Below are 8,383 nucleotides of genomic sequence, written 5' to 3'. Positions count from 1 at the left end.
CCCCAGAACACTGTCTTTCTGATTGGTTTCAGTGCCTATTCCATCGACATAGATTGGACGCGATATGTACTTGAAAGCGCCATCGCTTTCAGCTTTTTGAGTGTTTTTATATAAAGAATGTAATTTTTTAACGTTGGTTGGGCCGGCGCCATAGCTGCTATCCGGGTCACTCATGTATGGCTTGCAACTCGCAGGAATATCCTCTGGCGCAATCGGATGCTGCGCACCACACAACAACCCAGCGGCCGTGTTATTCGCATTATTCCCAGTGCCATCAAAGAAAACCCCAATCCGTAACGCGATCCCAATCTTCTCAGGCTCGGGCGCAGGTTCTTTCCCGTGTTTCTCATATTCCGCCCAGCGCTGGGCATGGATATCAACGGGTTTGGCTTCTTCGTAGCGGTGGTTTTTCGGGGGGTTGGGGACGTAGCCGCTCATCCTTGATTCCTTGTTCTGATCCTTGAGAACGGCCCGAAGGGTGACAGCCGAGGCTTGGGGGCGCAAGGCGTGGCCGTGTGCCAGCCCGGTTGAGACAGCGTGGTTTGACGAGGGTTTCCCCTCGTCGTGGCGGTTGGGTTATTTGGGGATTTCGACGTTGTCCAGCGCTTGGTTGACGGCCAATTCGGCAAGCATTACGACTTGCGCGATGCCTAGCGCGTTTTTGCGGTGGGAGGTATCGAGTATGGCGGCGAAGTTGTTGAGCATTTCGCTGGCAGAGCCGAGGGTTTCGCTGGCGTTGGCCAGGAGGGATTCAGTGTCGTACTTCGGGTTGGCGAGGTACATGCGCTCGGGTTCGTTGGTGCTGGCCATGATGTGGTCGGCGGGTTTGAGGTAGTGGTCGAGGGCGCGCTCGGCGGCTTCGTGAAATTTCTTGGAATCCGGGGATTGGTAGGGGGATGCGGGGTCGGTGACTGGCGGGTTTGGCGTTACTTTGAACATAGATGAAGCTCCTAACACATTTAGAGGAGGCTTCACCCTTTCGCTACCAAACGAAGGGTGGCGGCCATGCACAGGTTGGTAGACCGGGTGTTAGGATCCGGCGCGCCCTAGGACGCCCTGTACATGACCACCATAAGTCCGAATCGGAGAAATCTCGGCGATGGTGGAGCTGTACATCTAACACCGGGCTACCAAACCCGATCACTGTTTTTCAGTGACCGACAAACGATAGAACCCGCGACCTAGACGCACAAGCCGGCGGATTCTGGCGTAGTCGTAGCCGATGGCGCAAGACGTTGTAGGGCATGACCAGCAACGAGAGACACCTATTAAACAAACACGCCGCGCCCTGTTTATAGGCCAGTCGAGGTAATGAGCATTGAGATTCAATGCGTCTCAAAAGAATTCCACTGATGCGTATCAAGAGCCAGCGCGCAGTAGGGTTCGAAAACGTAAAGCTCAAGCGCATTCTCGATGGCAATTGCTGCCACCTGAAGTGTCTTTAAATAGGATTGGGCCTCTGCGAATGATGTACCGAATAGAGCGTCATCCATCGCCTTCGCGCGCGTAAGTTTGGAAATCGTTCGATCTGGATGCTTAGCCATCGCTATGCGAAAAGCCAGGCTAGCGTCGAAATGCGTTTTACCGAAGACGTGCTGACGAAGCCGACTGACCACGCTTCTGGAAATCCCCACGTAGATCGGCACTCCGTTGTCGATCAGCACATAGCATCCCGAAAAGTCATGTGCCAGATCGAACTGCTTCAGCAACGATTTAGTGCCAACCCCCGGAACTGAAAATGCCTTCATCTCTCGTGGATCAGCGAGAGCGCTTTTCATTCTGCTCATGTGGGAGGGCAGAACCGTGATGGCTAACTCTTCAAATGTGTGCGGGCATTCGTGTAGTGGCATTGGAAAACAGTTCGCTCTTGAGGTGATAACCAACGCTAGCGCGTCAAGTCAGCCCATTACAATCCATGTGATGCACGTCGGTTTGAAACAACACCTAAAAATAAATGGATAGCTCTGTGTAGCGATGAGCAAAGGCACTCGCTACACAGGACGTACCTCCTACTTTGATATCTCGATGTTGTCCAGCGCTTGGTTGACGGCCAATTCGGCAAGCATTACGACTTGCGCGATGCCTAGCGCGTTTTTGCGGTGGGAGGTGTCGAGTATGGCGGCGAAGTTGTTGAGCATTTCGCTGGCGGAGCCGAGGGTTTCGCTGGCGTTGGCTAGCAACGATTCGGTGTCGTACTTCGGGTTGGCGAGGTACATGCGCTCGGGTTCGTTGGTGCTGGCCATGATGTGGTCGGCGGGTTTGAGGTAGTGGTCGAGGGCGCGCTCGGCGGCTTCGTGGAATTTCTTGGAATCCGGGGATTGGTAGGGGGATGCGGGGTCGGTTACTGGCGGGTTTGGCGTTACTTTGAACATGGTGAAACTCCTAGTTATTAAAAAGGAGCCATCACCTTCGCTACCAAACGAGGGTGGCGGCCATACGCGGGTTGGTAGACCGGTAACTAGGACCCGGCACACCCGAAGGTGTCCTGCGCATGGCCACCATTGAGCAGAGACCCGACGGGCCTGCGAACGGTGCGCGATGCGACTAGTTATGGCGGGCTACCAAACCCGATCACTGCTTTTCAGTGACTGACAAACGATAGAACCCGCGACCTAGACGCACAAGCCGGCGGATTCTGGCGTAGTCGTAGCCGATGGCGCAAGACGTTGTAGGGCATGGATGGCGACAGGAGGTTTCGCTTAAACAGGTTTGTTGTTTGTTGTTTATTTTGCTCAATGATTGCTGCGGCGCAGGGGCAACCGTCATCGCGAGCAGGCTCGCTCCTACAGAGGATTGTGGCTGGTTTTGAATTTTTTAGGCCGGGCTGACGCTATCGCGGGCAAGCCCGGCTCCCACAGGTTTTGTGGGTTACTCAGGCTCTGCGTTGAGTCATTTGGATCAAGGCTGATTGACTGCTGCCCGGCGCCAATGGGTGAAGTTCATCGCCGCCCTGCACTCACTTTTTGCTGTTAGCCAGATGATGCGCGACCAACGCATTGGCATGCCCATGGCCCATGCCATGTTCTTCCTTGAGCCACGCCACCAGTTCCATGTGCTTTTTGTCGGTGACGCTGGCGAGCAGGTTCAGCCAGTGGTCGATGGGTTGGCCGTACTTTTTCTCGATGGAGGGGAAGTAGGACGCCGGGCCTTTTACTTTGTTGTCTTCGGTCATGCTGCACGCTCCTTGTCGGCAAGGCCTAAGAGTGGACGCGAAGTGCGGTTCCGGCAACTATCGCGCTCTGCCAGACAACACAGAAACTGTAGGAGTGAGCCTGCTCGCGATCGCGGTGGTTCAGTCAAAATCGATGCTGACTGCACAGGCGTCCTCGCAGCAGGCTCAATCCTACAGGGGGTCAGCGTGAACCTGTACGCCCCGGCAGCATCCGCACCAGCGTGTTATCCCGCACCCAATAATGGTGAAACAACCCCGCCGCCGCGTGCAGACCGATCACCCAATAACCGCTGCTGCCGATCAGTTCGTGCCAGTACTTGAGGCGTTTGGCGAGGTCTGGGTCGATGGCGACCGGCGCCGGTACGTGAAAGCCGAAGTAGGGGAACGGTTTGTCGCCGGCGGCGAGCATCAGCCAGGCGAGGATCGGCGTGGCGATCATCAGGCCGTAGAGGGCCAGGTGCGTCAGGTGCGCGATGCCGGTCTGCCAGGCTGGGGGTTTGGGGGTGATCGGTGGGCGCGGGGTCAGGCGGCCGATGAGGCGCAGCCACACCAAGGCGAAGATGCTTGCGCCGAACAGGCCGTGAAAGCCCATCAGCAGGCCGCGCGCTTCGCTGCCCTTGGGCATGTAGCCTTTGATTTCGACGCAGGCATAGACGCCGACGAACAGCGCCAGCATCAGCCAGTGCATCGTGATCGAGAGTTTTCCATAACGGGTTGCGGCGTTGTCGCGGGTCATAAAGATGCGCCTCGTGATTGTCGTGGGTGACGGTCGATGCGGTCGACGGTCACGTTCCTTTGGCCGGGCGAACCGACGGTGTCACCCTGCCCGGCCAGTCTTAAGACAGTCTGAAGATCGGCTTGCAGGTTAACCTTTTTTCACCTTCAGACTTCGTTAAGAAATGGCTCGGATACTTCGCTCAAATCTTTGAGGGAGGCGTTCTGCCCATGCCCGATTTCGACTGGAACATCCCCCTGCCTCTGCATTTCGGCCAGGCCGAAACGCCGCAGATGACGCTGACCCATGCGTTGCCCGACGACGCACAACGAACGGCGTTCGAAGCGTTCATTCAGCAACGTTTTCGCAAGGCCCACGGTGCCGATATTCGCCACTTCATGCCCGAGCTGTTCGGCATGCACAACGCCGACGGTGAGCTGAGTGCTGTGGCCGGTGTGCGCCGCGCGCATCTGGAGCCGCTGTTTCTTGAGCGCTATCTGGATGAGCCGATCGAGCCGCTGATCAGCGCGGCGGCGGATCGCCCGGTGACGCGCAACGGCATCGTCGAGGTCGGCAACCTCGCCGCCAGCGACACCGGCAGTGCGCGCCTGAGCATCATCGCCATCACTTACTTGCTGGCCATGGGCGGTCTGGAATGGGTGACCTTCACCGGCAACATCGGGCTGGTCAACAGCTTCCATCGCCTCGGTTTGAAGCCAGTGACATTGTGCGCCGCGAACCCGGAGCGACTGGGTGACGAGCGTCAACATTGGGGCAGTTATTACCAAAGCAAACCTTGGGTTCACGTCGGCAACATCCGCGCCGGGTTCATCCATTTGCGCAATATCGGCCTGTTCACACGCTTGGGGCTGCCGACCTCGATTGAAGGAGCTTTCCATGTCGCTTGAACTGCAACGCTTCCAGGAAACCCTGCGCAGCCATGCCGGGCGCAATGACGGTGCGGTTGCCCTGTGGGGCGATTCGCTGAAAATCGATTACACAACCTTGTACGCCGAGGTGATGTATCGCCAGGAGCGATTGCGCGATGAAAACGTGCAAGTGATTGCACTGGCGCTGGATAACGGCGTCGACGCGATGCTTTGGGACTTGGCCGTGCTGTTCGAAGGCCTGACCTGCGTGACGCTGCCGCCGTTCTTCAGCCCGGCGCAACGCGCCCATTGTCTGGAGCAAAGCCAGGCCGAACGGGTGATCGCCGAGCCGGAACTGGCAGCCGAATTGCTCGCGGGCGGTTACGAGAAAAGCGGCGAGTTCTGGTGCCGCTCGTTCAGCGGCCCGAGCCGCATGCCCGCCGGCACCGCCAAACTGACCTTCACCTCCGGCACCACCGGCACACCCAAAGGCGTGTGTCTGAGCACCGACAGTTTGTTGCGGGTTGCACGCGAGCTGCATCAGGCAAGCGAACCCACCAATCCTGAGCATCATCTGGCCCTGCTGCCGCTGGCGATTCTGCTGGAAAACCTCGGCTGTTATGCGGCGCTTTATGCCGGCGCGATGTTGAGCCTGCCGAGCCAGAAAACCCTCGGGATTCAGGGCGCCAGCGGCGTCGATGTGCCGCGCTTGCTGGGCTATCTGGCCAGTCGTGCGCCGGAGAGTCTGATTCTGGTGCCGCAGTTGTTGCTGTTGCTGGTCAGCGCCGCCGAACAGAAAGCCTTCGACCCCCAAAAACTGCGCTTTGCCGCTGTCGGTGGCGCACGGGTTTCCGAAGATTTGCTGCACCGCGCACAACGGGTCGGCCTGCCGGTTTTTGAAGGGTATGGTTTGTCCGAATGTGCGTCGGTGGTGTGCCTCAATCGCCCCGGCGCGCGACGTCCGGGAAGCGTAGGCCGGCCCTTGCCGCATGTTGAAGTGCGCCTGGCCGAAGACGGCGAAGTGCTGATCAAGGGCTCGCCGCTGCTGGGGTATCTGGGCGATGCGCCGCTCGCCGAAGAGTGGTGGCCAAGCGGCGATCTCGGCGAGTTCGATCCGGAGGGTTTTCTTTACCTCAAGGGCCGCAAGAAGCATCAGTTCGTCACCAGTTTCGGGCGCAACGTCAACCCGGAATGGGTCGAGTCGGAGCTGACCCAGCGCCGCCACATCGCCCAGGCATTCGTCTATGGCGAGGCGATGCCGCATAACCACGCGCTGCTATGGCCGCACCGCACCGATTGCAGCGATGCGGAGCTGGCCGCCGCTGTCGCCGTGGCCAACGAAGCCTTGCCCGATTACGCCCAGGTGCATCACTGGACGCGCCTGCCCCAACCGTTCACCGCCGCCAATGGCCTGCTGACCGCCAATGGCCGCCCGCGCCGCGAAGCTATCGTCGCGCAATACCACGATCAATTGACCGAATCCGTTGTTTCCGAGGAAGCCGCATCATGAATTTTTTCGACACCCTGCAAGAAGCCACGCAGCAGGAACGCCACGAGTTGTTCAACCTGCCAATCATCCTTGATGCGCTGCAAGGCAAAGTCAGCCTTGAGAGTTATCGGGCATTTCTTGCTCAGGCCTATTACCACGTGCGCCACACCGTGCCGTTGATGATGGCGTGCGGTGCGCGTCTGCCGTCGCGTCTGGAGTGGCTGCGCAAAGCGGTGTGCGAGTACATCGAGGATGAATACGGCCATGAACAGTGGGTGCTCAACGACATTGCCGCGTGTGGCGGTGATCGCGATGCCGTGCGCGATGGGCAGCCGTCGCTGTCGATCGAGTTGATGGTCAGCTTCCTCTACGACCTGATCGCCCGGGGCAATCCGGTGGGTCTGTTCGGCATGGTCAACGTGCTTGAAGGCACCAGCATTGCCTTGGCCACCCACGCGGCGGGCAGTATTCGCGAGCGTCTGGCGTTGCCGGAAACGGCGTTCAGTTACTTGAGCTCCCACGGTTCGCTGGACATCGAGCACATGCAGACTTACCGCCGACTGATGAACCAACTGGAAGATCCAGAAGATCAGGCGGCGGTGATTCACGCTTCGAAAGTCGTCTATCGCCTGTACACCGACATGTTCCGTGGCTTGCCGCGCAACACGGAGGCTCAACATGCAGCTGCGTGAAGCACGTGTTGTGTTGACCGGTGCCAGTGGCGGCATCGGCATGGCCATCGCCAATGCCTTGTGCGCCGCCGGCGCGCGGGTGCTGGCCGTGGCCCGACATCAAGAAGCGCTGCTGCCGCTGCTGGAGCGTTATCCGCAAAACCTGTGCTGGGTCGCCGCCGACCTGACCTACCTCAGCGACCGACGCAAAGTGCTGGCCGCCGCCGAAGCCATCGGCGGCATTAACCTGCTGATCAACGCGGCCGGGGTCAACCACTTCGCCATGCTTGAGCAGCTCGACGACAACGACATCAACGCGATGCTGGCGGTGAACATCAGCGCGCCGATCTGCCTGACCAAGCTGTTGCTGCCAATGCTCAAACAGGCCAACAGCGCGATGGTGGTCAACGTTGGCTCGACCTATGGCTCGATCGGCTACCCCGGTTACGCCAGTTATTGCGCGACCAAGTTTGCCCTGCGCGGGTTTTCCGAAGCGCTGCGCCGGGAGTTGGCCGACACCCGGGTCAGCGTGCTGTACGTCGCGCCACGCGCCACCCGCACAACGATGAACAGCGCGGCGGCGCAAGCCTTGAACGATGCGCTCAAGGCCAACGTCGATGACCCGCAAACCGTCGCCGCAGCGGTGATTCACGCAATTGCCGGAGACCGTCGCGACCTGTATCTGGGCTGGCCGGAACGTTTCTTCGTGCGCCTCAACAACCTGCTGCCGCATCTGGTTGATCGGGGTCTGCGCAAGCAGTTGCCGCTGATCCGCCGCCTCAGTGAAAAATCTGAAAACGAGACCCTCAAGCCATGAAAAAACTTTCCGCATGCCTGTTGTTGGCCGCCCTGAGTCAAAGCGTCTGGGCGCTGGACTCCGCCGATCAGCAACGCCTCACCGGCATCCAGCAGAGCTGGGCGCACATTCAATACGAAGTGGCCGAGAAACAGCGCGCCGCCGCTTTCGAGCAACTGTCCAGCGAAGCCACGGCGTTCACCACGCAACGCCCGGCCGTGGCCGAAGCCTGGATCTGGAAAGGCATCGTCACCAGCAGTTGGGCCGGTGCCGAAGGTGGGCTCGGTGCCTTGAGCAAAGCCAAGGACGCCAAGGCTGATCTGGAAAAATCCCTGACGCTTGACCCCAAAGCCTTGCAAGGTTCGGCCTACACCAGCCTCGCCGCACTGTATGACCGCGTGCCGGGCTGGCCGATCGGTTTCGGCGACAGCGACAAGGCTGAGCAACTGCTCAAGCAGGCGCTGCAACTTAATCCCAACGGCATCGATAGCCTGTACTTCTGGGGCGATCACCTCTACCGTGAAAAACGCTACGCTGAAGCGAAAGGGGCGTTGCAAAAAGCCCTGCAAGCCGCGCCGCGTCCGGGCCGAGAAAGCGCCGACGCCGGGCGTCGCAAAGAGATTGCCGCCCTGCTGGTGGACGTCAACAAGAAACTCGACTGACAGGAGTCC

The 8,383-nt window shown here is 59.3% G+C and carries 10 protein-coding genes and 1 pseudogene; 5 read left to right on the top strand and 6 right to left on the bottom strand.

What is annotated here, in order from left to right; genetic code table 11:
* From IAI51_RS21500 to IAI51_RS21475, 6 genes and pseudogenes are all read right to left on the bottom strand, one after another.
* Positions 1-438, bottom strand: a pseudogene (locus IAI51_RS21500) (DUF2235 domain-containing protein); the annotation flags it as partial.
* Positions 439-576: 138 nt separating this feature from the next.
* Positions 577-939, bottom strand: coding sequence for a DUF6124 family protein (locus IAI51_RS21495; RefSeq protein ID WP_187680285.1), 363 nt, complete (start codon positions 937-939; stop codon positions 577-579).
* Between the two features lie 386 nt (positions 940-1,325).
* Positions 1,326-1,778 carry an excinuclease ABC subunit C gene (locus tag IAI51_RS21490; RefSeq protein ID WP_187680284.1) on the bottom strand — a complete coding sequence of 151 codons (453 nt, stop codon included), beginning with the start codon at positions 1,776-1,778 and terminating at the stop codon, positions 1,326-1,328.
* A gap of 231 nt (positions 1,779-2,009) precedes the next feature.
* Positions 2,010-2,372: a DUF6124 family protein gene (locus IAI51_RS21485; RefSeq protein WP_187680283.1), complete on the bottom strand. Its 363-nt coding sequence runs from the start codon at positions 2,370-2,372 to the stop codon at positions 2,010-2,012.
* Between the two features lie 584 nt (positions 2,373-2,956).
* A complete protein-coding gene (locus IAI51_RS21480) occupies positions 2,957-3,172 on the bottom strand; it encodes a DUF4287 domain-containing protein (RefSeq protein WP_187680282.1) in 216 nt (71 codons plus the stop codon).
* A gap of 181 nt (positions 3,173-3,353) precedes the next feature.
* The gene (locus tag IAI51_RS21475) at positions 3,354-3,908 is read right to left on the bottom strand and encodes a cytochrome b (RefSeq protein WP_187680281.1); all 555 of its coding nucleotides are present in this window, start codon (positions 3,906-3,908) and stop codon (positions 3,354-3,356) included.
* Positions 3,909-4,117: 209 nt separating this feature from the next.
* Between IAI51_RS21475 and IAI51_RS21470 the strand changes: the two genes are divergently transcribed.
* The 5 genes from IAI51_RS21470 to IAI51_RS21450 are packed head-to-tail and all read left to right on the top strand — an operon-like array spanning position 4,118 to position 8,374.
* On the top strand, positions 4,118-4,795 hold the full coding sequence (locus IAI51_RS21470) for a thermostable hemolysin (protein ID WP_187680280.1): 678 nt from the start codon (positions 4,118-4,120) through the stop codon (positions 4,793-4,795).
* Positions 4,785-6,266 (top strand): AMP-binding protein, encoded by a 1,482-nt coding sequence (locus tag IAI51_RS21465; RefSeq protein WP_187680279.1) that lies wholly within the window; start codon positions 4,785-4,787, stop codon positions 6,264-6,266. The genes IAI51_RS21470 and IAI51_RS21465 overlap by 11 nt, the downstream gene beginning before the upstream one ends.
* The gene (locus tag IAI51_RS21460) at positions 6,263-6,937 is read left to right on the top strand and encodes a TenA family transcriptional regulator (protein WP_187680278.1); all 675 of its coding nucleotides are present in this window, start codon (positions 6,263-6,265) and stop codon (positions 6,935-6,937) included. The genes IAI51_RS21465 and IAI51_RS21460 overlap by 4 nt, the downstream gene beginning before the upstream one ends.
* Entirely contained in the window at positions 6,924-7,733 is an 810-nt protein-coding gene (locus IAI51_RS21455) for an SDR family oxidoreductase (protein WP_187680277.1), read from the top strand. The genes IAI51_RS21460 and IAI51_RS21455 overlap by 14 nt, the downstream gene beginning before the upstream one ends.
* On the top strand, positions 7,730-8,374 hold the full coding sequence (locus IAI51_RS21450; RefSeq protein ID WP_187680276.1) for a tetratricopeptide repeat protein: 645 nt from the start codon (positions 7,730-7,732) through the stop codon (positions 8,372-8,374). Before IAI51_RS21455 ends, IAI51_RS21450 begins: the two co-directional genes overlap by 4 nt.
* Positions 8,375-8,383: the final 9 nt, after the last annotated feature.

It is taken from the genome of Pseudomonas sp. N40(2020), from assembly GCF_014472415.1.
Lineage (GTDB): Bacteria > Pseudomonadota > Gammaproteobacteria > Pseudomonadales > Pseudomonadaceae > Aquipseudomonas.
Note: the sequence above shows the minus strand (reverse complement) of the source record. Positions and strands in the feature narration are given on the sequence as shown.